The sequence below is a fragment of the Lentisphaera araneosa HTCC2155 genome (genome assembly GCF_000170755.1).
Taxonomy (GTDB): domain Bacteria; phylum Verrucomicrobiota; class Lentisphaeria; order Lentisphaerales; family Lentisphaeraceae; genus Lentisphaera; species Lentisphaera araneosa.
This window is the reverse complement of record NZ_ABCK01000002.1, coordinates 273,611-298,192: the sequence shown is the minus strand read 5'-3', so window position 1 is coordinate 298,192 and position 24,582 is coordinate 273,611. Positions and strand designations below refer to the sequence as shown.

The 24,582-nt window shown below is 41.0% G+C and carries 18 protein-coding genes; 4 read left to right on the top strand and 14 right to left on the bottom strand.

Annotated features, from left to right (window positions below; all coding sequences use genetic code 11):
• Window positions 1-227 precede the first annotated feature (227 nt).
• The 7 genes from LNTAR_RS02580 to LNTAR_RS02550 all read right to left on the bottom strand — a co-directional run bounded on the left by LNTAR_RS02580 (window position 228) and on the right by LNTAR_RS02550 (window position 12,683).
• A complete protein-coding gene (locus tag LNTAR_RS02580; protein ID WP_007277072.1) occupies window positions 228-1,106 on the bottom strand; it encodes a hypothetical protein in 879 nt (292 codons plus the stop codon).
• A gap of 948 nt (window positions 1,107-2,054) precedes the next feature.
• A complete protein-coding gene (locus LNTAR_RS02575; protein ID WP_007277071.1) occupies window positions 2,055-3,833 on the bottom strand; it encodes a cellulase family glycosylhydrolase in 1,779 nt (592 codons plus the stop codon).
• Window positions 3,834-3,999: 166 nt separating this feature from the next.
• Window positions 4,000-6,483, bottom strand: coding sequence for a 3-keto-alpha-glucoside-1,2-lyase-like domain-containing protein (locus LNTAR_RS24995; RefSeq protein ID WP_007277070.1), 2,484 nt, complete (start codon window positions 6,481-6,483; stop codon window positions 4,000-4,002).
• A gap of 10 nt (window positions 6,484-6,493) precedes the next feature.
• Window positions 6,494-7,705, bottom strand: a complete 1,212-nt coding sequence (locus tag LNTAR_RS02565) for a c-type cytochrome (RefSeq protein ID WP_007277069.1) — start codon at window positions 7,703-7,705, stop codon at window positions 6,494-6,496.
• Window positions 7,706-7,798: 93 nt separating this feature from the next.
• Window positions 7,799-9,862: a serine/threonine-protein kinase gene (locus LNTAR_RS02560; RefSeq protein ID WP_007277068.1), complete on the bottom strand. Its 2,064-nt coding sequence runs from the start codon at window positions 9,860-9,862 to the stop codon at window positions 7,799-7,801.
• Between the two features lies 1 nt (window position 9,863).
• Entirely contained in the window at window positions 9,864-10,463 is a 600-nt protein-coding gene (locus LNTAR_RS02555) for an RNA polymerase sigma factor (protein ID WP_007277067.1), read from the bottom strand.
• 765 nt (window positions 10,464-11,228) lie between these two features.
• Window positions 11,229-12,683: an IS1380-like element ISLar2 family transposase gene (locus tag LNTAR_RS02550; RefSeq protein WP_007277065.1), complete on the bottom strand. Its 1,455-nt coding sequence runs from the start codon at window positions 12,681-12,683 to the stop codon at window positions 11,229-11,231.
• A gap of 25 nt (window positions 12,684-12,708) precedes the next feature.
• Here LNTAR_RS02550 and LNTAR_RS02545 point away from each other — a divergent pair, with 25 nt between their 5' ends.
• A complete protein-coding gene (locus tag LNTAR_RS02545) occupies window positions 12,709-13,554 on the top strand; it encodes an Npun_F0296 family exosortase-dependent surface protein (RefSeq protein ID WP_476633519.1) in 846 nt (281 codons plus the stop codon).
• A 128-nt stretch (window positions 13,555-13,682) separates the two neighbouring features.
• Here LNTAR_RS02545 and LNTAR_RS27050 read toward each other — a convergent pair whose 3' ends face one another.
• The 7 genes from LNTAR_RS27050 to LNTAR_RS02515 form a co-directional block, all read right to left on the bottom strand.
• Window positions 13,683-13,859 (bottom strand): hypothetical protein, encoded by a 177-nt coding sequence (locus LNTAR_RS27050; RefSeq protein WP_007277063.1) that lies wholly within the window; start codon window positions 13,857-13,859, stop codon window positions 13,683-13,685.
• A gap of 220 nt (window positions 13,860-14,079) precedes the next feature.
• Window positions 14,080-14,358 (bottom strand): glycerophosphodiester phosphodiesterase, encoded by a 279-nt coding sequence (locus LNTAR_RS24990; RefSeq protein ID WP_274377907.1) that lies wholly within the window; start codon window positions 14,356-14,358, stop codon window positions 14,080-14,082.
• A 416-nt stretch (window positions 14,359-14,774) separates the two neighbouring features.
• Window positions 14,775-15,587: a prepilin-type N-terminal cleavage/methylation domain-containing protein gene (locus tag LNTAR_RS24985; RefSeq protein ID WP_007277060.1), complete on the bottom strand. Its 813-nt coding sequence runs from the start codon at window positions 15,585-15,587 to the stop codon at window positions 14,775-14,777.
• Window positions 15,588-15,762: 175 nt separating this feature from the next.
• Window positions 15,763-17,589, bottom strand: coding sequence for a sulfatase (locus LNTAR_RS02530; protein WP_007277059.1), 1,827 nt, complete (start codon window positions 17,587-17,589; stop codon window positions 15,763-15,765).
• Window positions 17,590-18,014: 425 nt separating this feature from the next.
• Window positions 18,015-18,473 carry a transposase gene (locus LNTAR_RS27840; RefSeq protein ID WP_238527706.1) on the bottom strand — a complete coding sequence of 153 codons (459 nt, stop codon included), beginning with the start codon at window positions 18,471-18,473 and terminating at the stop codon, window positions 18,015-18,017.
• 83 nt (window positions 18,474-18,556) lie between these two features.
• Entirely contained in the window at window positions 18,557-19,261 is a 705-nt protein-coding gene (locus LNTAR_RS27835; RefSeq protein WP_238527705.1) for an IS110 family transposase, read from the bottom strand.
• Between the two features lie 300 nt (window positions 19,262-19,561).
• A complete protein-coding gene (locus LNTAR_RS02515; protein WP_238527699.1) occupies window positions 19,562-20,833 on the bottom strand; it encodes an ISL3 family transposase in 1,272 nt (423 codons plus the stop codon).
• A 128-nt stretch (window positions 20,834-20,961) separates the two neighbouring features.
• Between LNTAR_RS02515 and LNTAR_RS02510 the strand changes: the two genes are divergently transcribed.
• The 3 genes from LNTAR_RS02510 to ltrA all read left to right on the top strand — a co-directional run bounded on the left by LNTAR_RS02510 (window position 20,962) and on the right by ltrA (window position 24,408).
• Complete coding sequence (locus LNTAR_RS02510) at window positions 20,962-22,431, top strand: IS5-like element ISLar5 family transposase (RefSeq protein WP_007277056.1); 1,470 nt, start codon at window positions 20,962-20,964, stop codon at window positions 22,429-22,431.
• Window positions 22,432-22,888: 457 nt separating this feature from the next.
• A complete protein-coding gene (locus tag LNTAR_RS27040; protein ID WP_007276686.1) occupies window positions 22,889-23,065 on the top strand; it encodes a hypothetical protein in 177 nt (58 codons plus the stop codon).
• A gap of 2 nt (window positions 23,066-23,067) precedes the next feature.
• Window positions 23,068-24,408: a group II intron reverse transcriptase/maturase gene (gene ltrA, locus LNTAR_RS02505; protein WP_007277055.1), complete on the top strand. Its 1,341-nt coding sequence runs from the start codon at window positions 23,068-23,070 to the stop codon at window positions 24,406-24,408.
• The last annotated feature ends 174 nt before the right edge of the window (window positions 24,409-24,582 follow it).

The window sequence follows — 24,582 nt, the reverse complement described above, 5'->3', positions numbered from 1 at the left end:
GGTCCCAATCTGTTAGATCTGTGGTTAAACTTTCCTTTGCCCTTGCCCTTTATCCGCCGGTCGATGGCTGGCAAGCCTCGCAGGGAAGGGGGCAGCGTCTCAAAACTTCCACCTCATCTACCTGCTACCTGAAACCTAAATGAGCGTAGCGAGTGCAACATAAGGCAACTTGTTGCCGCCACCGAAGAAGCTCCGCTTCGCTCCCTAAGCTCGGCACTAGCGCTCCCTCATCGATCACTTTTTGCTTTAAAAATAGTTTTAAAGATAACACTGCCACCGATTAAAATAATAATGGGGAAAGCCAACAAAACTCTGGGGCCAACAAATGCAGCCGAGATTAAAAGAGTGGCCATGAGAACAAACATTACCCCAGCTACAAGTGCTAATTTTCCAAAAATAGCTTTTGGGTTAAAGGCTTTTTGACTTAAACTGAGGCCACGGATGGGCTGATCCCGGTGGCATGAGTAGAGGGTTTGGATCAATTTATGGCCAAGTTCTAAGATCTCATTGGGTTCTGAATGATTAAAACTTTTGTTATGTTGATGAATCATCAAATGATCACCTTGTACTTCAACGATGAGGTCTTGCTTGTTATTAAAAAACTCAAAAAAATCAGTTTTGCAAAGAGGAGCTATATCATCGACATTTTCACATTTATCTTCCCTAACATTGTGACTGTTGAGTCCTGACTCAATTACGCCTCCAGGAAAAAGTTTGTAATTTTTATTAAATTTTTCGATCATTTCTTTGCTTGATCGTTGTGCATTCTCAGCTAATTCAAAGATTACACCACCATGACCAATGAAATTTAAAAAATTTGCTAGTATCCCTGGGATCACTTCAAAATCCGATATGCCTGCACATGAATTTGGGAAAAGAACTAGAGTCTGCTCTGTCTCTGAGTATCCGCCGTGTTTTTTACGTTTTCTGGTCTTTTTCTCAATCATTTCAAAATCTTGATTCATATAATTTCCTGAAACGTGATTAGATAATTCATCAGCACCCTTTAGAGAATCCATTTCCATGGCTCCATCACTTAAAAAACTTCTAGAATCTTGATGTATTTGATAATTGTTTTTACTCACCCAATCTTGTAACTGACTCATATTTCTGACCTTGATCTTATGAACATTTATATAGTTTATAATGAATAAATAACAGAATCAAGGTTTCCATACTTTATTCCCACGCATAGTTCCCCGATTATCCCATCGTGGATTCGCTTAACTAAGGAATCGGTCATCCGGAAATCTAAGCTCGCAACGAGTGCTCCCTAGGACCGTTGAGCTCCAGCTCGGCGCTTGCGGACAACACTTCATCCCCAAATTCCCCTTGAGTTTGCCCTTTATCTGCCGGTCGATGGCTGGCAAGCCTCGCAGAGAAGGGGGCAGCGTCTCAAAACTTCCACCTCATCTACCTGCCACCTGAAACCTAAGAAGCTCCGCTTCGCTCCCTAAGGTCGGCAGGAGCGCTCCCTAGGACCGCTGAGCTCCAGCTCGGCACGAGCGCTCCCTAGGACCGCTGAGCTCCAGCTCGGCACGAGCACTCCCTAGGACCGCTGAGCTCCAGCTCGGCACGAGCGTTCCCTAGGACCGCTGAGCTCCAGCTCGGCACGAGCGCTCCCTAGGACCGCTGAGCTCCAGCTCTGCACGAGCGTTCCCTAGGACCGCTGAGCTCCAGCTCGGCATCTGCAGATAAAAAGACCGCTAAACTGCAAGATCGCTAAACTGCAAGACCGCTAGATTTAATTTTTAATGATCAGTTCCACGCTTTATCCGCCAACGGGGGTTCCCCCGCAATTTTGAATTGGATAAAGAACCATTAATCCACACTAATAGGCACTAAAATAAGAGTTGAAATCTGTGGAAGGTTCTTTTGGAGGGCTTGCGAAGCTGGAGCTTGGCAAGCCCAGTGTGGCGCTACGCTTTAATTCTAAATTTTGAATTGTTGGTTCGGCAGTTGAGCGAATCCACACTAATTGGCACTAAAAGATAGCGAGTAAAATCAATCAAATAAAAGTCACACGGCTGCTATGAAGTGAAGGACGAAAGGATTTACTCCGAAAGTTTAAACTCTACATGGGTGAACTTATTGAGAACGGGGATGCGGACTTTAAGTTTGCCGTCTTTGACTTCTTGGGCAGCAGTGTTGATGATTTTTTTATCCACGTCAGAACCATCTTTTTTACTGATGTCTTTAGTAGTGATTGTCGCCATAAATTTTGCGCCATCCGCAAAGCCTTCACCACGGAAGTCGATTTCATGACTACCATTATTGCTATGAATTCCCGTTTGAATTGTCGCTGGTATAGTGAGATCAGTCCAAATTTTACCTGTAGCAGCAGAAGCATAGATGAGGACAGTAAATGATTTTTTTGTACGGTTATACGTGGAAATCCTATAGCGCTCATTCCCAGTGAAAGCAGGGCCGAGCAGAGTTATGTGATTTTTGTGTTCATTGGCCATAGCATGGCGGATGACTTCATCATTTCCCGAGCTCAATTGGCTATACCACTTCCATATATAATAATGAAGGTGATTGGGGTCTGCGGGATTAATGTAGTTATCTATAGTGAATACATTGTTCTTGGCATCCATGATTTTAAATTTATCTTCATGACCAGCAAGAATGATTTTTTTAGTGATGACATCACTTCCACCATCATTGGCGGCGACAACTAAAGAAGGATCGAGTTGCTTAACGCGACCACTGTAGTCGCGGCGTTTGGTTAAACCCATTGACCAACCACTAGAATTATCGGACCAAGGCAAGTTCGCTGTGTTGAGTCCACGTTCGAGACATTTACCTAAAATAGTTAAAGTTTTTTCGTAAGCATCGACTTCGTTCTTAAGACCATCACCATTGACGTCAAAGGCGTTATCTCCATCATCCCAAACGACCCAAGATTCGGAGGAAAGGATTTGCTTGTTAGTGTAGCCAGCGGCATCGAGTTTCTTGCGCACTAAATCGAAATTGCCCCAAGTGGATTCAAGGTATTTGCCATCCATTCTTCCATAACCATCGGAATGATCAGTGACATTGAGGTTGAGGGCGTCGACCAGGGACATGAGTTCATCGTTGGCAATGATCTGATCATAATAATCGTTAACGGCTTCACCACCTCTGCCTTTTAGACCTTTGAGAGGATTGCAGGGCTCACAAGGGGAGCAGCCACTTGTGGAAATGAGAACTGGCTCATCTCCATAAACGGTACGGATAGCTTTAGAACCCTCAATGAAAATTTCATTCATTAGGTAATTCATATCACCTTCATTAATCATGTGCTCCAGGTTGGCCTCATGTGAAAGCTGATAGGCATGAACACGGCCCTTGAAGTGAGTGGCGAGTCGAGTCACAAATTCCTTGTAGAGCCCAGGCTTAGAACTTTGGCTTCCGGCTTCACCATTAACTGATGCCCAAGCAGGCGTGTGCCAGTGTACAAATTCTACTTTTAAGCCATTGGCAACACAAGCATCAACAGCTTGTTCAATAGTTTGCAAGTAGCCGGATAAATGGTTCTTATAATCAGTGTTTTTTTCATGAGGTTCAGCAGCATTCCAGTTGATCCAAAATTGTGCGTAGCTACTATTTTGGGCAATAATGGGACGCTTGGCATCTTCGGCATTATACTTTGGAAAGCCCCCAAAAGGCTGCCATCGGGTACCGATGTGAACGTGATCCGTGGTCCAAGTATAGTTTTCCTGACTCACAGTTTCTTTGTGGGTTGGAGCCTTCTCTGTGTTGCTTTCATTTGTAGACTGTAGAGAACTACAGCCCGTACTGAGAAGACTAAGCGCAGTAAAAAGAGAGAGGGAACGTAAGTGTTTTTTCATGACTGACCTTTGGATAAGAAAATTGATTTATTAATTACTCTTATTAACACAGAGAAATCAATTTTGTTACAAGATCTATTGAGCTACCACCTAAAAATTATAAGTAAGTGCAGTCTTGCGGACTTGGCACAGGTCCCTTATGGACTTTATGACTATTCGTCAAAGATTAATCTTGGTAATCAATTTTCCCATCCTTGTTTTTGTCGAGGCCATGGAATTGACCTTCATAAACCGAGATATGCTCTTCGCGAGTGAGTTTATTATCTTTGTTTTTATCTGCTTCTCTAAAGGGGCCTTTATGTGGGAATTCTTTTGGGCTTAGCAAACCATCATGATCCTTATCATCATGGTCAAAGATACTGCGCCAGAATGAAGTGAATTCCTTGTGGCTAATGATTTCGTCTGAATTTTTATCCATGCGACCTACCATAGGACGAGAAATAGCGCTAATGGGGCGCGGAACTTTTTTGACTTTGGGAGTTTCATTTAAACCAAGGCGAAAGCTATCGAGGTTTTTCTCGTAGTCCACATCGGCAATGATCCACATATTTCGAAAGAAAACATCTGAACCCTTGTGATCCTGAATCATTAGAGGGCGTTTGCCGTGAGCTTGGTAGGGTTTATTGACTTGTCCATAAAACCACGCGTCATTATGAATCAGTTCACCATTATGAAAAATGGTGGCGCGCATGGGCTCGAGCAGTTCGCCATCTTCATTGAATACGGGAGCTTTCATGAGAATATCGTAGGACTGCCACTTGCCTGGAGGTCGACTGGCGTTAACGAGAGGCGGTTGCTGACCCCAAATTGAGCCACAACTGCCATCGGCAGTGGTAGGGTTTTCGAAGGAGTTCATAACTTGAATCTCATAGCCTGACATCAGAAAGATCCCCGAGTTGCCATAGAGCTGACCCACCGATTTTGGATCATCGGATTTGTCCACCATAAATTCAATGTGAATACGTGCATCACCATAAGCCTCCTTGGTAGAGAAATTGCCTTTGCCGCGTTTCCATAAGCCTGGTGTATCAGTTTGCCAATTGGGATTCGCCCACTTTGATTGGTCGAGGATGACGGCATTTTTCGGGGTTTTGACTTTTGTTTCTTCAAAACTTTTTGGCTTTACGACAGCAGGTGCCGGACGACGACCATCATTTTTTCTCCAGCCTGAACCAGGAATGAGTGCTTTCACTCGTTTGGGCTTTTTTTGCGAGGTCAGCAAATGATTCAGGGTGTAGAACGCGGAGCGATTTAAAAGCTTTTTATTCTTAGCTGATGTCATTTCGGGGAAATTGAGTTCGTAAATTTTATTAGTTTCTAACTTCACCTGAATATCTAAAACTTTTTTATCTTTGGAGAGTTTTAGAGCTTGGATGGGAAGTTCTTTTTCCTCCATGCGGTCAGAACCATAAATAGCCCAATAGTTGTAATGCCAGCTCTTTACGAGGGGAGCAACTTCTTTGGTCAAAGGCTCAGTGAAAGTAATTCTAAAGCCATTTTTCGTTAAATTGACTTCGTAGATCTCAAAAGGCACAGTGCTTCCATCCCAAGAAACTTTTTGAAGAGAGGTTCTTTTTCCACCTCTTGAACGCCAACCGCGTCCGACTTGGGCAGTCCATAAGTTCCCGTCCTTATCAAATTCCATTTTGACGGTTCCCGATTGAGTCCCATCGAGAAACTTCACACACCAACCTTGGTAAGCGCCATTGACTTCTTCTAAGCCACAACGAATGAGGTTTGAGAGGGATTGATCGCCAATGAAAAATTGACCCTTGAAATGACCGAATTTACCTTCAGTTGTATCCCATACAGGGCTACCAGGAGAGTTCGAAATTTGGTTGCGAGGAAGCCAAATGGCTGGTGGAGTACGGATTTTATCAAAGTCTTCAATTTTCATATTGAGGATTTTTTCTTCGTCAAAATCGGGCCGTGCGGCCAAACTTCCTGGGTGCCCATAGAATTTGCCTTCCTGAACGTGGAAGAGCGCGCAGTCAGCCATCCAGTCACCTTGGTTATCAGTGACAAAAATTTCATCTTGGGGACTCATGCCGATGCCACAGGGTGAGCGAAAGCCACTAGCTATGGGGTGCATATGACCTTGACGATCACTACGGTAGACCCAACCACGGTAGGGAGCAGTGTAAACCATGACACCGTGCTCACCGGGACGACCAGCACGAACTTCTAAACCTTTGCCATCGACTTTGCGGGCACTGAGGTTGAGTGAAGCGTATTTGCGTCCGAGTTTATCAACCACGGGACCAAAGTGGTACTCATGGTAACCCTTGGTATAACCAAATTCTGCACAGATAGTTTCGTATAAGTCAGCCTTGCCATCACCATTGCTGTCTTTAACGCGAGTGAGTTCTGGTTTTTGGGCGAGGTAATAAGCCTGTTCTTTTTTATCGTAGTAGATGCCATTGGGTTCCATGAGGTCTTCGGCAAAAAGATGCCATTGACCATTGGTGTATTCCCAAATTTGTCCTTCCCAGGTACAGATCGCGATTGTCTGATCGTCTTTTTCACAGACACCGAGCAGCGTAACTGCCCCTTTGGGCAGTGGAATTGTTTCAACTTTATAGCCATCTGGAGCTTCAGCGAAAAGAGTAGTTTGAATGAGCAGAGTCAGAGTTAATATAATTTTTTTCATCTTGTCATTCCTAGTTAAAATCTATTGTGAAATTACTTGTTTCTGTCGCAAGCTTGGGGTCTTGGTGAATGAGTTTGAAGTTTGGAATTTTTTCCTCACCCACACCCTTAATTGAGAAACCTGAATCACCCTTAGGTGAAATGCGGATTTGGTGTGATTTTCCACCTATGGAAGTCGAGATAATTGCGCAGTCATTTTCCACTTGATAGGAGAGCAGCTTGATGTCGTGCTGACTTTCTATACCAAGTAAAGTAGGATTCAGAGCTTTACCTTTTATGAGCGATGGCAGGGCACTTCTAGCGTTTAGTGAGGGCGTTTGGTCAATATAGGAGTTGAGCCATACACCTTCGACTTTGCCAGAATAAGGATTGTAGGCAACGAGAACTTTATTGGGGAGCAAGCACAAAAGCGTCCGTGGCGAGAGCCCGTGGATATACTTGCGAATCACTTTAGCTTTCGGCTCAGCACGAACCATTTTCGGTTCAGAACCTTCGAGACTCCTTCCCATGAGAGTGAGATGACCTTTGCCTTCTTGAATTAATACAGCGTGAAAACGGAGCGAGTGTTGCATCTTTTCATCGTGCAGGATTTCAATTTTGTGAACACCCTTTTTGAGTGAGAGTTTTTTTGAATGATTTAAGCTTTTGTTTTTCTCATCCTGATAAATCACTTCCTCACCATTAATGAAAACTGCGCTGCGTCCCACTTGGCGTAGGCGCAGCTCGTAGACTCCATCTTCCGCTATATAGAGGTCGGCCTTTAAGTTGGCCACAGCATCGTAACGGTTTTTGAAATAGATGAGGTTTTCTTTGATGTTTTTCTGCTCCAGAGACTCCACAGTTTTAAGTCTTTCTAAACTGAGTTTTTTCCCTTTGAAATGTGACTTGGGGTATGAGGAAAGATTAAGTGAACGCATGCCCTTTTGCTTTGAGAGGATGAAGTCGCGAAGGGCTTTTAGATCGTCTTCTTTAAACAGTTGTTTGTAGGGAGCCATTTCTGTATTGGCAATGCCTTCTGAAATACTATGTAAAATCGCATTGGGTGAATCACCGTGTTTCCAAAAGTCGTCAATGAGATTAGGACCGATTCCACCTTTTAGGTCGGGGGCGTGACAGATGTGGCAGACTTGTTTATAGATTTCTTCACCACGCTGAATGGTGTCGGCTGAAGCACTACAAAAAGTACTAGCTAAGGCTAGACTAAGAGTCAAAAATTTATTCATATATTAAGCTCAAAATAAGGGATTTATCATTGTATATAATATTCTATACAAGAGCCTGATAAGCAACGTTACAAAATTGATGCAAAAATTAAATCATTCTCGTTTTTGGTGCACGACGATTTTGATCTTTTGATCGAGACGATCGAGCTCATTTTTGGAAAATTGTCCTTGGTGAATATGAAGTTCTTTGAGCCTCTTTAACTGAACTAAATCATGCGTATTGCGTATGAGAGTATTTTGGATTTGTAGACTTTCTATAGGAAGGTCAACTATTGGAGTGATATGAAAAATTGTATTCCCAGAAATATTGAGTTTGGTGACTTTTTTGCAGGGAAAGGTTTGCAACTCAATAATTTTTGTATAACTCATATCAACTTCTTCCAAGGGTATAGAGCGCAGTCCAATTGAGTTATTCATCCCTGTTCGTGATAAGTTAATTGACTTTGCTGGAAAGTTCATGAAACAGAGACTGACGTTGAGCCACGGATTATTGGAAACATCGAGATGTTTCGTATCGACGTCAAATTTAAAATTCAGCATTTTGGCCTTGCTTGCTCCGTGATTAACCCGAATAACGCCACGGCAAAAAGCGATTCGCTCTTCTATGTTAAGGTCTTGAAAAGCTTTGTAATGAACCACTTTCCAATAAATGTCCCCGCGAGCAAGAGGTTTGAGCTCAGCAAGTAAGTTTAAGAGTTGGGGGACAGTGAGGGGACTGGAATCAAGAGGCTTAATTTTTAAATATTTTCGAGCGATTTCAATGACTAAGTCATGATCCTCAGAATTAACTTTCGCAAAGGCATCAATAGTGGCTTGGTACTCTTCGCGAATGAAGTGGTTTTTGGCTTTTACTAACCAGGCGTCCTGCATGGAAGCGTCACGACTGACGGCGTTGTTAGCGAATCGCAAACTCTCGTCAAAATTACAGATGTCGAAAGTATCGATGGCTCTTTCGAGAAATAATGGCGCCGCATCAACGCCCATTTGTTTATTGAATTCCTGCTCGAGTTGAAGCTTATCCGCGAGTTGCGCCGCATTTTTTTCCGAGAGTTTTAAATTATTAAAAAGGATAAAAGTGGCAAGGGCAAGCAGGGCAAAAGTAAAAAGAGATAAGAGGCTCAACGCTTTGTGGCGCTTGATAAGTAGTTTGAGGGTTTTCAAAGATGAGGCTTGCTCGGCTTCAGGGGCAAAGCCATTGCGGTAAGCGAGGATATCTTTTTGTAAACCTTCTACACTTGGATAACGATCTTCTGGACGTAGTGACATAGCCTTGAGGCAAATGGCTTCTAGTGAAACGGGAATGGCGAGGTCTAATTTAGATGGTTTTGGAAAATCACACTTCGCGGTGTTTTCCAAGATCGTGTCGATTGACTCAGAGTCAAAAGGAGCTCTATAAGTGAGTAGGGCATAGAGTAAGCTACCAAGAGAAAAAATATCGGTATGGAAGCCTTTTCGCATTTTGACTTTTGCGGTTTGCTCAGGTGCCATATAACCTGGAGAACCTTTGACGGTTCCTGACATGGTATGGTTTTTGATATCGTGATCTAATACAGAACAGTATTCTAAAAGCAACTCGTCACAAGAAGAGGCTTCAACATCGGCGAGTCCCCAGTCACAAACCACCACATCGCCATATTTACTGATGCGGATATTATCGGGTTTTATATCGAGGTGAATCACGCCGAGGGAATGAGCATAGGCAATGGCATCGCAAACTTTGAGGAAAAGATCGAGCCGAGCGTTGAGATCTTGGAATTCGCTTGCTTTTCCTTCGCGAAGTTCGCAAACGGTATCTTTCAGAGAAATTCCCGCAATGAATTTCATCGTAAACCAGGGTTTGGCTTCATCCAAACCAATATTATAGACCGGTACAATATTGGGGTGCTGAAGAGCAGCATTGAGTTTAGCTTCCCTTAGAAAGACTTCGACTTTCTGTGGATCGTCGGCCTCTTTTAGAGTGGCCATGGCAACCTTACGATTGGTTTTGCGATTATAGCAAAGCTCTATGCGTTTGAGGCCACCTTCGCTATAAAGACTGAAATCAGAGTAAATATCTTCTTCTTGCTTTAAGGACTCGGTGAGTTTGGTATCCGTACAATTATAAGCCTCATCAAAGAGTTCACCTAAGCCATCGGCAAAGTCATCTTCATCTGACATCTTAGGTTTCCAATTCTGAGTTGAGTCGAATAATTTCTTTGTGCATGGCTTTGCGCACGCGCATTTTAAAGACCCGAACAGAGCTTTCTGAGATGGCAAATTTTGTGGCGAGTTCCGCATTGCTGATATCTGATTTGATGGACTCCTCAAAAACTTTTTGTGTTTGCTCAGAGAAACTCGCTTTCAGTTTTTCCCAAGCGAGTTTAGCAATATGATTTTTCCATTCACGTTCAGAAATGATGTTAACTTCGGCTTCAGTCATGAGTTCGAGTTTGCCAATAATATCATCGTAGTTCACATTGCTTCGTGAGTTTCGCGAAGCCTTACTTTTAAAAAAGTTAAAGACGGTATTTCTAATCATCACGCCTAACCAGGTTCTAAAACGACATTCGTACTTTTGGGCATCAAATTTAGAGATATTCTTCCAAATTTTGACGAGCACATCCTGTAAGAGTTCTTCGGAGTCGTGAGCTCCCACGTTAAAACGCCGAATAATCACAAAAATATAAGGGCTATAGTACTGGACGAACTCTTCCCAGTTTTTTTCACTGCTGTCATTTTGCAGTTTCTTTAGAAGTGTATAGCGGGTATTTTGCGACATGCTTTCCTACAATGTTTAATAACTATCCAAAATATATAGGCTCAAGTTAAGTATATGTATTCAGTTCTTCACTGAATACCATGATGAATTCATATACAACACTTTTTAATAATATGTTACAGGTTATTTCTCTGCAAACTATTTAACAGTTAAGTCAGAGAGAGATTTTTTTTAATGTCGGAATCACCTTGAGTAGATTTTGTTTCCAATGTGACTTTTTGATTTTCCCAGTAATGGAGATGAGACCGATCTTGAGCTTTGCACAAGCTGGACCGATGTGATAATTTGAACGTAAACTAGGTGTCGTTGCTACTCCATACATGGTAATTAAAGCCTGGGAGTTAGGTGGAAAAATTTAAGTTCAAATTAGTTAAGATTAGAATTATAAATGAAAAATTATTTGCTATTTAACTCAACTTATTATATATAAAGATAAGCGATCAAATATTTAGTTAAAGGATTTATCATGAAATTCAAAATAAATAGTATTAAAACTAAGTTGTTTTTATATTTACCTAAATCGTACGATTTTATTTCCCAAAGGTCGTGATACGCGTGTATAGACTATTTTAGGCATTACAAAAGGGATGATTTTTCTCCTTGAAGTCCATCTCGTTTATCAATTTGACTCCATTGCTCCAGAGATCAGTTTATGGAGTTTTTCGATCTTCAGATTGTGATTTCTGTGTATTTCATCCATTATTTGGGCGTGAGGATCCTGGCGCTTATTGAAAAGCACCCGTTTTTAAAATGTATATTCAGCAACTAAAGAACAGGAAGAACCCAAGGCGTAAGTGATTTCTCCCATATTTGATCAAATTTCAACTCCCTCATTTTCCATGGGGTAATTTTGAGTGTCAATGAGCGTCCTTTATTAATGATTTTTCCTGCTAAATCAAAAAGTTTACGACGTACCGTAGTGGGGTAGCAGTTCCAAGAAAAACCCGCAATGTTGCGTTTGAAAATCTGAAAGAGATTGAAGGATACAATACCCATTGAGTACCAAAGGGAGTTAGCGTGAAAGTCGAGACATGGCATCCTCTCACTTGCGAAATCTTTAGCTGCACGGTGAGTGAGTTCATCAGCTCCGCGGGAATGATCATAATCAATTATTTCTTGATCGGAGCAAGATTTTACGTCAAGATTTGTAAGGATAATACGACTTTCTAAACCTAATAAAGCTTCGCCATTCTCTTCTGTAGGCCGTAAAAACAAAGCTCGATACGCCATCTCTTTGGGCCAAGATTTACGACGTTCTTGAAAAGTAAGGTAATGCCAAGTACAAGCTTTTTTACGATAGACGCCATCGAAGTTTTCGAGTTTTGTATTGGCATGAATCTTGTGATCTGAATAGCGTTTCCCTGCACAAATAAAGTTGATTTTAAGCGCGTCGCAAGCAGCAAAAATCTTTTGATCGTAATAACCACCATCCATTCGAACGATGACCTGAATGTCTTCTCCAAGATTTTCACGAATCATTGGTACGATTTCTTGTAACATCTCAATAGCAACCCCATCGTGATTTGTTGAGCAATGACCTGATTGGAAATAAGTATCGATATACATGCCGTCCCATATGAGGTTGATTGGGTGATAGCCTTCTTTTTTCTTGTAGGTACATTTTACTCCCGCGCGGCATTTAGCGCCGTCGTTATCGTAGACACTGGAGTCTAGAAAGAGAATGACTTTATTCGGATTTTTAGCTTTGAGCGCACTAAGAAAAACCCTGCGGATTAAAGGACGAATCATCTCAACATCTACTGTATAAGCTTTGTGAAGGATTCTTTTTAATGCAGCCGTACCTAGAGCAACTTCACAGCCTAAAAGTTTTTGCCAAGCTTCGTTTTCCTTCAGCGTATCAAAGGTGTTTAAACTACTTTCACGACCGTCCGCAAAAAAGAGTACAAGCTGTAAAAAAGCTTCTTCAAGCTCTATGCCTTTCTTGCTTTTTCTTAGATCTTTAAATACCTGTGCGAGCTCATCACAAATACCTGTGCCATTAATGAAATTAACAAAAGGTGCTAATCCTGCTTGAGAACTTAAGCAGTTTGTGGTGATTCCAATTTTTTTGATTTTTCTTCGACATTCTTTCTTGGATTTTCTAGTTTTTTTGATTTTCTTGGGCATCGTAAGTACGTGGTTTTTGGGTTGAGATTTTTTGGTCGAAGCTAATTTAACCCAAACTCCACTTTTCACCCACCCAGTGAAGCTTTTATACACAATTCGTACTTCTTAGGATTTAGTTATTTCGTTTGTCTTCCATTCAAATGCTCAATCGGTACTTGTTACAATTGGTGAAGAGCCTGGTCAACAATCAAGCACCATAAGCGGCGTGAGTGCATTTAATTTTGAAAATTTTAGTAACGGCAATTATTCTGATGTAAGTTGGGATGGAGTAGGAACCTTCGATAATTTGATGGTTCATCAAGGTGGTACTGTATTTGGTGCATTATCAACTGAGCCCACTCCATGGGGAACGTTCAATTCCCAGCAGATGACAGTGGGTAATATCGTTAATTCCTCATGGGGGACACCAGTTACTAGCACTACTTTAAGTTTGAACGATAGCAGCTCATATTTTGGTTTGTATTGGGCAGCTGGTGATGGTGATGATTTACTTGAGTTTTATAGTGGAGATGATTTGGTGGCTCAGTATTCTACTTCAGATGTGATAAGTAGTGCAGCATTAACATTAGATTATTATGGTGATCCGAATCACTACCAATGGGGACAGAAGGTCAATTCAATTGAACCATATAGCTTTCTAAATTTTTATGGAGATGAAAATACAACTTGGGATAAAATTGTTATGAATCAAACAAGTCCCCTAGCTAGTGGTTTTGAAATAGATAATTTGACCACAAGAGTTAATCCTTTTGACCTCAGTGTTGATGATTTAGAGAGTTTGGGTACGGTGATTTCTGAAGTATCTGGAACGGAAATATCTGATGTAGATGAAAATTCTGAGTCTTGGGCTTGGGCTGTTTCAGGAGAAGATATATCAGAACAAGCACCCGGCGCTCCAATCCCAGGTGTATATGCTCTACTTATATTTGCAGCGGCTTTTATGGCCAAAGGTCGATTTAGCTAATATTCAAATATTGATATTTCTTAAGCTATTTTTTTAAATTGTTCTTTACCAAGCATGGTGGTGTTCTTATCAGTATGTGGGGGTATCATCCGACGATATTTTGTTTATTTTTCTCTGTTTTTGATAGATTACTCTTGAGCAGGGGAGTCGATATTATAATAGCCCCTATCTAAGAGGATTACTTGCACGCGTTTACCCTCAGTTCCAAAGATTGGGCTTCCATAAATCCCCTTACGCGTTCTTCTTGTGGGATCTTGAGGCACATCGAAGAAGTTGAGACATTCTTCGGCAGATTCTCTTTTCATTTTATACTCTTCTCCGCCATCATTTTTACCGTAATCATGATTATACCAATTTGCTAAGATAGAGCAGCTCTAAAGTAGTTTTGATAATCCGGCTTGGCTTGAGCATTTTTTTGATATTGCAGAGCCATGAGGTGTAGATATGCAGTGATCGTTTTTTGCACTCGAGCAAGATTTTTTCTTTGAAAGAGATAATAGCGACTTGCTCATGTTTTAAAGTGCTCTACTTAATAATTTTTAAAACGGGATCAATGGTTTCGACGCCTGATTTTATTTCTATAAAGACCTTTTTTCCCTTAGTGACAGAGTCAAGAACTTGCTTAAGCGTGGGGATTTGAGTCCACGCATAAGTCTTGTGCTTAAATGAATCCACATCGATTTTTTGAAGTTCATTTAAACTTGATTTGGCGACAGTAAGGTTTTTACGTCCAGCTTTTTTTGTATTCTTATCGTGAATGCAGATCACATGACCTTCTTTACTTAATTGAACATCGACTTCAATGATATCGGCTCATTGTTCCGACGCTAGTTCAAAAGCGGGTAAGGTATTTTCCGGTGCTTGATGGGATGCTCCTCGCTGTGCAACAATTTCCGGTGAGGCATTAAGGGCAAAGGCACTAATAATTTGCAGAGAAGATATGAGAAGTGTGTTTTTGATCATTTAGTTTTTCTGAGTGAAGTTGATTTAGCTTTATTCTTATTAATCCGATTAAGTTAGCTGTACTACTTCTAAAAATGAGTTTTTTGAGCTTATTTCCAAAGCTATGTCTATTGAGCAGAAACCCGCTCAATATCTCAATTCTTTGTTAACTGGGTACTCGTGAAGTTTTATGCTATAAATATGATTAGTTTTGTTAATTGCACAAAAACTCCATGGTTAATTTATATACTTAACGACAGAGTTTATAAATGTAAATATTAACGTAAAGAATCCCATGATGATCCACTTACATTTCCAGTGCTTGCAAGGCTCCCATCATTTTTAACAAGACTTTGGATTGCGGTCATTTTCTTGACATGGCCATCTGCCATTAAAAAATTATATTTTAAGTCAGAATGCTTATCTTCATTAAGACTAAAGATTGTCGCTGTAATACCACTCCACGTCCAATCTGAACCAAGTCTAAGTCTAATATTGTTGTTACCCGGGTTACTAAAAGGTGCAAGGTTTTCAGCGTGAGTTATGATTCCAGATGTATTGTCTAGGGCACTGATATTACGACTGTAAGCTTCGATACCATTTGTGTTTGAATAACCATATATGCCCTTTGTAAAATTATGGCCAGTACCCGTATTAAGGTTGATGCCGCTTAATTGCGTTGGGCAGTAAGTTTTAAGTATAAAATTACCGTTGTCGCGATCATCTAATGGGCATCTATACATAGGGGCATGATCTGCACCACCTGGTAAATCAGTCTTTCTTGCACCCCAACGGCCATTTACGCCAACGCCTGATTTTATTTGAGCATCTGTAAGGTTTCTACCATCATAGCTACTTAACAGGTCATCCCAACCAAAACCTGTGGCAGCATTAGCTATAGGGTAGTAACCTTCACTATCATCTAAATACATGGCATTTGAAAAGCCCATCTGTTTCATATTATTTAAACATGTAGCTATTTTTGCCCTCTCTCTTGCTTCTCCCAAAGAAGGTAACATCATTGAGGCTAAAATTCCGATTATTGCAACTACAACTAGTAATTCAATTAAACTAAATACTTTTCTATTCATTATTAGATCCTTAAATTTTATAAAAGTTTAAGAATACAAGGTGCCATGATGATATTTTAAGCTATAAGGATCTACAAAAAAGTACGTTACAAATGAAAAAAAATAATAATTATATGACTTATACTCAATATTATTAGTCTAATGTCACGATTTTCTTACATTAAAAAACAATATTTCATTTCACTTTTAACGCATTAATCGAGTATTTTTTATTTATGTTGTAATGGCTCATTTGTCCCATGCGGGGGTAACTCAGCATGAAGTGTTTATCGTCGACTAAGTTGAAGAGGTAATGCGTTGTTCCTTTTGGAAGTTTGGCGATCACTTTGCCATCCTTAACTTGTGCGTCGAGGCGGTACCATTCTTCGTATTTATGCCCACCATTATCAGTGTAAAGTAAGTAAGCCTTGGTCACTTTATTGCCGTTTTCTTTGAACTTGACCCAAGCCTTGTTTCCATCAAGGCCATTCTCACTAACTGCACAGACTTGATCTTTGCCAGGAAGTTTACGCATGGTATAGGGATTGAGGAAGGGGAAACTCGCATCCATTTCTTCGAGTTTTTGCTGAAGAATTTTATTCATTTCCTGAACTTTTTCTGGCATGGTCTTAGCGAGGTTTTTGCTCTCTTCGATATCGACGCGTTTGCCATTATCATAGAGCTGGTAGAGCTCAAAGGGAGGCATCTCAGGTTTATAATTGCGAATGACTTTATAATCACCGATGCGCAAAGTTGAGTGCATCGAGTAGGAGTTGGGGAAGTGATGCATGATCGAATTGCGAACTTCGCCATTTTCCTTCTTAACGAGCTTGGGGTTGGAGGCATCTTTAGTGAGAAGCGTAGAAATATCGAGACCATCGAGTTTTAAATTGTCGGGTTTTTTGGCTCCAGACCAAGAAAGAATCGTTGGAAAAAAATCGAGACCATTGATCATCACATCTGATTCTTGACCCGCTTTAATACCTGGGCCAGTGATAATGAGTGGAACGCGAATACCGCCTTCTTTTGCATTAATTTTACCCTTGTCGAGAGGGAAGTTATCGGTGATGATTTCTCCAGGGACTTTTTCCATACCACCATTATCGGAAGTGAAAATGATATAAGTGTTTTCAATGAGTTTATGTCCAGGCCAGCGGGGGTCATCGGTTTCTTTGAGGTAAGTGAACATCTGGCCCATGTAGTAGTCGAGCATTTCTACCATGGCGGCGTAATAAGGGTTTTGCTGACCAGGTAAATCCCAGCCCTTTGGGTCTTTTGGGAATTCAATACCGAGCTTTTTGCAATACTTTTCTAAGAGTTCACGACTACGGCTGACAATTGGGGTGTGAACCAGCCAAGTGGCGTAGTAGAGGAAAAAGGGCTTGTCTTTGTTTTCGCGGATAAAATCGAGGGCATCCTCACTATTTTCGTGATAAGGAAAACCATTATCATCGAGTCGGTAGCGATCATTTTTTGCCTTCGTCGCAAAACCTTCGAGGCGATTTTTCATATTGGCGGAAACGCCCAAGTTACTGCGAGTGAAATCAAAACCATGATCATCTGCCTGAGGATAGGCGTGATGACTAATGGCCACGTGCCATTTGCCCACGTGACCTGAGACATAACCTTGGGGTTTAAGTAGTTGGGGAATGGTGATTTCACTGACTGGCAGACGTCCGCGGTACCAAGGAGAAATGACGGACCACTGCTTTTCATTATGGGGAATGGGAGGCGCGCCGCCGACCACGTGAGTTCTTTGAAGGCGAGCAGGATGCTTCCCTGCGAGGATGGCACCACGCGTCGGGGCACAAGTTGGTGCGGGGGAATAAGCCTGCCAAAACATGACGCCTTCTGTGGCGAGTTTATCGATATTAGGGGTTTCGTAGGGGGTGGGTTCATCGATGTCGTAGCATTTAACATCTTGCCAGCCGAGGTCATCGGTGAGGATGAGAATGACATTGGGCTTGGGGCGATCACTGGCGAAGAGCGCCAAAGGCATGAGTAAAAAGAGTAAGTACTTCATAAAATTTTTCCTGTTGATTTGTTACAATTAACAAAATAGACAAGCTAACGTAACACACTGTTTCATCACTTGAGAAAAAAACTTGACTAATTTGTTTAAAAAAGCTCGTTAGATTGCTTCGCTCGGTTTTCCCTGGGAGCTCCGCATTCCATGTGGAAGTTGACTCAATAGTTTTATCCAAGTTGTCAAGTTTTAGCTAGGGTTTATCACGCAGAGCCGCTGGGTCTCAGAGTTTTTCCCTGGGCTTTTCTGAGTGCACTTGCAAGTATTTTTTTGTCTTAAGTCATAACTTTTTGATACCATGCAGGCTGTCTTTAGTTTTATCCAAGTTGTCAAGTTTTAGCTAGGGTTTATCACGCAGAGCCGCTGGGTCTCAGAGTTTTTCCCTGGGCTTTTCTGAGTGCACTTGCAAGTATTTTTTTGTCTTAAGTCATAACTTTTTGATACCATGCAGGCTGTCTTTTGTCTAAGACCTGCAAATAGGTTTTTTCACAGTAGTTAGTCCTCGTTTTCCAGCATCGATACATAATTCTAATCCACTTGTATGCTAAAGCTCTTAAAATGCAAAAATGGGGCATATTGAGAGCTTTTTTGTGATAATAAAATTCATGAGCCCATATAGATGATCGGACTGAATTGTTAGCAAATTCCACAAAACTAAGCTGGGTGAATCTATCACACAAAAACCGCCTTCTCACAATATTCATCTTTCCGCTCTGAATTGTTACAGGAGCTACTTCACTAGTCTTTAAGACTTCTTCTACTGACTGAAAAAGTTCTCTATCATCTCCAAAGAAAGCCATGAGTCGAGGTCCAATACTTGGGCCTGCTCCTGGAAAGGAATGAAATAGTTCATAGTCCTCGTGTTCTGTATAAATTTTCAAAATCTTTTTCTCATAAGCTTTAATAACTTCATTCAAGCTTTTGATTCGCTCACAGAATTGTCGAGCTTCGAATACATAGCAGTCTAACTCATCTTCATCGTGTACAACAACAATAGAACTACGTAAGGCTTTAACTCTTTCTTTTGTTTTTTTACTACGGTACTTCGCTTATTAAAAAATTTCGTGATCCCAATTTGATGAGCATTAAGAACCGATTGTGGGCTGGGATACTTATCTAAGAATTCCATAAATATTTCTGCGTACAGATGGTTGCCGACTACTTTGAGGGCTTGGGGATAATAAATTTTAAGCAACGCAGTTAATTGATTCGTTAAACTTGTTCTATCATCCACTAAATTTCTTCTGCGAAGATTTAGCTTTTTCAGGCTTCCCTTTGAGAAGGAAGAGTCAGCTTTATTAACTTTATCCGGATGCTTTAAATACAATTCAAGTAAAGCCTTGGTATCGGAACGATCGCTTTTTGCACCGCTGACATGGAAGGTTTTTGCGAATTTAGATGAAGTCGTGGGATGAACCGTGTATACATCTAAAGTATTCATGGATAGCAGCAAGTTCATCAATGCACTTTGGCAGCTTTCTATAACGACAGCTATAGAATTACATTGAAGGCTACAAAAGAAATCTTGAATCTCAAACAAATCATTACTGATAACTTTTGTTTCTTCATGATTATCTCGAAGAATTCTAAAGTCATGTTTCTCGTCAGCCCAGTCAATTGCTACAATTACTGGGTAATCAGATGGCTTTTTATGAGTCACATTATACATTTTTACTCCTAGGGAATATATAGATTTAAAAAACAGCATGTGAAATTCCTATAGCATTCGTGCCTGAAGCTTTCTGAGTATTCGTCCCGCTGGTAAACATTCCCGGTCGAAATGCCCAGAAAGTCTTTTGAAAGACAGGAGCGCCAATTCGTACCGAGAATGATTAAATTTATATGTTCCTTTTTTACTTCTATAATTTCTCCCCCAGACCCCCTCATTATTTTTATCTATTTAGGGCTCAATGATTAAGATATAAATAACTTATATACAATGAGATAAGTGTAATTCATGGGTTCTTTCTCACTTTGAGGGGATGAGGTTTGGTATCCCAGTTAAATTTCCTTTAGTGAAATAGAGCATCATTTTTAGATATTCTTTAGATCTAAACCCTCTGGCCCGTCTTTTAACTGCTGAGAAAACGGAATTAATTCCTTCCAATACAGCATTACTTGTTCCGTGCCTCCATCGAGCAATAATTCCATCAAAATGTTTTGTAAGAGATTCGGCAAATTTCTTTAGAGGGTTTAAAAAGTATTTCCACATTTCTTTTTCAGCTTCATTATGAACCCAAGATATCCATGCTTTTAACCCTAACAAAGCTTTGATTTCGGACTTCGTTTTAAAAATATCTTGGAGACTTAAGCGCATTTGGTATGCCATGGCTGTTGCAGTGTTCAGCTCTTTTAATTTTTCTATAGTTTGCTGATCTTTTTCCTTGAGTTTGTCTCTGTTCTTTTGAAATAAACGAGGCTTTTTTAGGAGGTTTCGAATATCACCTTTTGTACGGCGCTCTCTGGAACAAACTTTGCCAATTGCTTTGTTTAAGTTTTGTGCAATATGGAAGTAGTCAAATACTTTACGAGCATTGCGCATATTTGAATCAACGCCACTTTTATAAGAGGGACTCATATCCATGCTAACTTCAGTAATTGCATGAGGGTGACCGTCTTTCAGGTAAAGTTCCTCGGTGAATTGTTCAAAAACTTGTGCATCTTTGCCGTCTGCAGCGAATAGAACACTATGGTTTTCCATATCCACAAAAACACTTACATAACGATGACCTTTTGCGATACTCAACTCATCTACTCCAATTCTCGTGAGTTCACTCCAGTCAAGTTTGGCCCGTTCTTTATCAATATATACTCTTAGAATCCTCCATAATTTTTGATCATCAACTTTCATTAATTTACCTACTTTTGACACGGGCATATGACGCATGAGGGTCAAGGCTAATGCCTCAAAGTCTTTACTGGAATGTTTATTGACACCTTCCCAAGGAGCTCGAATTGTCCACGTTTTTTTACAGGATTTACAAAGGGCACGAGGCAATCGGCATTTTAATACAGTTTTATAAGTCCACATTTGTAGATGATCCCATAGCCTTTCATTTGCATGATCTTTTATAATTAAATCGGTTCTCTTACAACAAGGGCATTCCATACCTTCTAAAAGTTTAGCTGTATCTTTAATTGTCACTTCAATACATGATTGCTCTGCCAAAACTTCTAGTTTACTAACTTCCCATTTATCCCCGAGATTTAACATTTCTGCAAAAAGTTGTTCGGTCATCATTAGCTCCTATTTTGATAAGCTTAACAATACTCCTTGGAGCATCTATCCACAAAAAATGAGAAAGAACCAATTCATGCTATGTTATATGTAAACAAAACCCCTCAAAACAGTCATTAGGTTTGCATAAGATGTATAAAAATACGGGCTCAGAGCCCAAAATGGCCAATTTACCTTATTTTCTAGATGGTACACTCAATATCAATAATCGCTGGGTCAAGTTAGCGGCAATAATACCTTGGACAGATGTCGAAGAAATTTATGCACTAAATTTCACCAGTCATACTGGGCCCAAAGCTCTTCCTGCAAGAACTGCATTTGGTTCCCTTATCATTCAAGTAAAGCTAAGTTTAACTGATGAAGAAACGGTAGAAATGATTTCTGAAAATCCCTATCTTCAATATTTCTTGGGCTTTGAAAGATATAAACAGGAAGCACCTTTTGATTCGAGCATGATGACTCATTTTCGAAAGCGTTTTGGCGCTCAGGGCATTAAAGACATTGACGAACTCCTGCATACAGCGACACGTAAAAAAGAAGAGGATTCTAATGATGATTCAGACAATGATCCTCCATCAAATAAGGGTTCTTTAATTGTTGATGCCAGTTGTGTTCCTGGTGATATTCACTACCCAACTGACCTTGGGTTGCTAAATAAAGCCCGTGAAAAAACTGAGGAAGTAATCGATATCCTTTGGTGTCATCGCTCAAATACAGAAGATAAAGTTAAGCCTCGAACTTATCGTGAAGATGGCAGGAAAAGCTTTTTAAGTATTGTTCTAAAAAAACGTGTTTCGAAAAAGAAAAGACGTGAGGTGATTAACAGACAACTCCATTGCGTAAGGAGGAACCTCGCCAGTATAGATGAACTCAAAAAGTATGCCGATCTTACTCTATTGAAGCCTAGTTTATATCGTGAACTTCTGGTGATCGGGACACTTTATCAACAACAGCAATACATGTACGATAACAAAGTAACAAGCGTAGATGATCGCATCGTAAGTATTCATCAACCACATATCCGTCCCATAGTTCGGGGGAAGGCGGGAGCTCATACGGAATTCGGAGCAAAAATATCTATCAGTGTGGTCGATGGCTGGACCTTTACCGATACGATTAGCTTTGACTCTTATAATGAAGGGACCGAACTGATTTCACAAATTGAAAAATACAAAGAACGATTCGGTTATTATCCCGAATCAACACATGCGGACAAAATCTACCGAAACAAAGAAAATCGAGCACATTGTAAAAAGCATGGGATAAGGATAAGTGGTCCCAGTCTTGGAAGGCCTCCCAAAGATGAAAAATTACGTAAAGAACAAAAGGATATACAACGCCAAGATGAAGCTATAAGAAATCAAGTAGAAGGCTGTTTTGGTGTAGCCAAAAGACGCTATAAACTCGATCGCATTTTCACGAAAATTAAAGCGTCGTCTGAAACACTTATTGCTTTAATATTCATGGTGATGAACTTGGACAAGGCATTAGCCTTTTTATCACTTTTTGGCCAATATTATAAGCAGCTATTAGAACATTTTCTTAACTTTATAAGTCTCATTAGCCAGGGTGAGCATCTCAAAAGACGAGTCATTCAGTAAGGCCTATTTAATTACTTGGACTACTATAGGAGCGCAGGCATCCTGCCTGCTTTTTAAAAAGTGGTCAGAAAACAGTTTTATCTGTGATAATCTGAGTCCATCTATGGGTGAATTTATTTTGCTTTCTTAATGCCGAAGGCATGGTATAGTACGCCTATGCGTACACAACATCAGCGAGGTGAAAGACCTCGTCAGGGTTGACCGTCAGCCCTGTAGTCGAAGTCAACTGCGTCGTTGTGAAACGGGGTGGGTAGTAGGGCCTAGACGAAATATCAGTCCGTAGGATGACGAACGCGTTTCGGCCGGTCAGGGTGTCGAGCCTGCTATATCATGGCGAAGACCAGAGAGTGGGAGGAAGAGCTGCGTAGCCTGAGGGCGAAGTAAGCCAACTGCTCAAGTTGTACACGCTGAAGAAAGGCGGAAAGAAAAGCGGTGTATAGACGCTGACAGGTGTTTGGTGACGGAATGGTGTGAAGGTGTTGTGGATCAAGTAGGGAGACCTGTGTGGGCAGTACGGATTAATCCGCCACGCAGGAGTCAGAGCCCTCATAGTAGCGATGAAGGTGGTGAAAGTCACTGGAGCAAAGGGGGGCAGGAAGGTGAAACTGAGAAGAAAAGAATAGAAGGAATATAAGAATGTCAGAAATGGCTAAACAAATATTAGGACGAGATGAACGCTTTGTTGAAATACAAGCGTGGGCGTCACCTTCTGTCTGGACGGATCAGATGCTGAAAACTCTTCATAGAGGAGTTGAAAGAGGCAAGTGGTACAGCTTATCAGATAAGCTGATGCGTAAGAATAATATTATGGAGGCTTGGGAGAAAGTGTGTTCAAATAAGGGCAAACATGGAGTGGACATGGTATCAATCGAGCGCTACGAATCAGAGCTGGAGTATAATAATGCTAAGCTTCTCGAAGAACTGCAAGATGGAAGGTATGATCCCAGTGCAGTGCGCCGAGTGGAAATCCCAAAAGGTGATGGTCGAAAGACCAGACCTCTGGGAATACCCACAGTGCGTGATCGAGTAGTTCAAACAGCTCTGAAACATGTGATAGAGCCGATATTCGATATCGACTTCTCGCCCTACAGTTTTGGATTTCGTCCAAAGCTGGGTTGCAAGGATGCACTTAGACGAGTGAATGAATTGTTAAAGCAGGGCTATCTCTATGTTATGGATGCCGACATCCAAAGCTACTTCGATACTATACCACATGAGAAACTCATGAGTCGAGTCAAGGAAAAGATCATTGATGGTAAAATTCTTGATCTGATCGAACAATTCCTCAAAGCCAATATCTTTGATGGTCTCAAACATTGGGAACCTGAAGAAGGTACACCGCAGGGAGGAATTATCAGTCCTCTGTTAGCAAATATCTATCTTGATCCCTTTGATCACAAGATGACCGAGGCTGGATTCGAGATAGTGCGCTATGCAGACGATTTCCTGATCATGTGTAAAAGTAAAGAATCAGCCAAAAGGGCATTGCGCAAAACGCGAAGGTGGATGAAAGCCAATGGGCTGAAACTTCATCCAGAAAAAACGCGAATTGCCGACATGACAGAGAAGTGCGAGTACTTCGAGTTTCTCGGATACCATTTCGAGAGAACGCGAAATACACATCGCATTAAACGTTGGCCAAGGAAGCAGAGCCTGAAGAAATGCAAAGATGCCATACGCAAGAAAACGAGGAGAAGCAATAAGGACTCAATAGAGGACATAATTGCTTACCTTCGGCCAAATCTTGTCGGATGGTATCAATACTTCAAGCACTCCACTGTGTATGCAATGCGAGGTATAGATGAATTTACACGCAGAAGACTGCGCAGCATTATAGCCAAATATAATCGCAAGAAAGGTTCTCATCGCATGATTGATACTCGTAAATACAATAAAGCCTACTTTACAGATCTAGGCTTCTTTTCACTGGAAGAAGCCTGGAAACTGGAATTTCAGTCTCTTCGGAGTAAGCACTGACTGGAGAGCCGTATGCGGGAGAACCGCACGTACGGTTCGGAAGGAGGGTAGACTCCGCAAGGAGTCTTCCCTACCCTTATAAATAGCCCAAAGGCGTGAGCCTTGGTGAGATAAAATGTACGATCAAAAATGAATGCCAACGGCATGGAATAGAGCCCTATGCCGTACCTTCGG

Coding starts and splice junctions, on each gene's coding strand:
- LNTAR_RS02580 (WP_007277072.1), bottom strand. CDS start 1,106: ATGAGTCAGTTACAAGATTGGGTGAGTAAAAACAATTATCAAATACAT.
- LNTAR_RS02575 (WP_007277071.1), bottom strand. CDS start 3,833: ATGAAAAAACACTTACGTTCCCTCTCTCTTTTTACTGCGCTTAGTCTT.
- LNTAR_RS24995 (WP_007277070.1), bottom strand. CDS start 6,483: ATGAAAAAAATTATATTAACTCTGACTCTGCTCATTCAAACTACTCTT.
- LNTAR_RS02565 (WP_007277069.1), bottom strand. CDS start 7,705: ATGAATAAATTTTTGACTCTTAGTCTAGCCTTAGCTAGTACTTTTTGT.
- LNTAR_RS02560 (WP_007277068.1), bottom strand. CDS start 9,862: ATGTCAGATGAAGATGACTTTGCCGATGGCTTAGGTGAACTCTTTGAT.
- LNTAR_RS02555 (WP_007277067.1), bottom strand. CDS start 10,463: ATGTCGCAAAATACCCGCTATACACTTCTAAAGAAACTGCAAAATGAC.
- LNTAR_RS27050 (WP_007277063.1), bottom strand. CDS start 13,859: ATGAAAAGAGAATCTGCCGAAGAATGTCTCAACTTCTTCGATGTGCCT.
- LNTAR_RS24985 (WP_007277060.1), bottom strand. CDS start 15,587: ATGAATAGAAAAGTATTTAGTTTAATTGAATTACTAGTTGTAGTTGCA.
- LNTAR_RS02530 (WP_007277059.1), bottom strand. CDS start 17,589: ATGAAGTACTTACTCTTTTTACTCATGCCTTTGGCGCTCTTCGCCAGT.
- LNTAR_RS27835 (WP_238527705.1), bottom strand. CDS start 19,261: ATGTATAATGTGACTCATAAAAAGCCATCTGATTACCCAGTAATTGTA.
- LNTAR_RS02515 (WP_238527699.1), bottom strand. CDS start 20,833: ATGATGACCGAACAACTTTTTGCAGAAATGTTAAATCTCGGGGATAAA.
- LNTAR_RS02510 (WP_007277056.1), top strand. CDS start 20,962: ATGTATAAAAATACGGGCTCAGAGCCCAAAATGGCCAATTTACCTTAT.
- ltrA (WP_007277055.1), top strand. CDS start 23,068: ATGTCAGAAATGGCTAAACAAATATTAGGACGAGATGAACGCTTTGTT.